Below are 247 nucleotides of genomic sequence, written 5' to 3'. Positions count from 1 at the left end.
ACCCCACCCCTCTCCCACAGGGAGAGGGAGAAATGCACCTCAACCCACCGAGCCCCAGACAAGGTTGCCCTTATGGAACGTCGCGGTGCGCGGTGAAATGCGCGCCACGGCCTCGGCGGAGCAGGAGGCATCCACCAGCACAAAGCTGGCGTCGTCCTGCGCTTTCGGCCACACGCGCTCGCCTTTATCATTCAGCGGCAGCACGTCGCCGGTGGCAATGCCGAGCGCGCGGGAGAGCGTCTGCTCG

At 66.4% G+C, this 247-nt stretch carries 1 pseudogene; it reads right to left on the bottom strand.

Going from position 1 to position 247, the window contains the following annotated elements:
• Positions 1–39: 39 nt before the first annotated feature.
• A pseudogene (locus SAZ04_RS22705) lies at positions 40–247 on the bottom strand (deaminase); the annotation flags it as partial.

Origin of the sequence: Halalkalibacter lacteus (assembly GCF_036663595.1) — a bacterium.
Taxonomy (GTDB): Bacteria; Bacillota; Bacilli; order Bacillales; family Bacillaceae_D; genus Halalkalibacter; species Halalkalibacter lacteus.
Note: the sequence above shows the minus strand (reverse complement) of the source record. Positions and strands in the feature narration are given on the sequence as shown.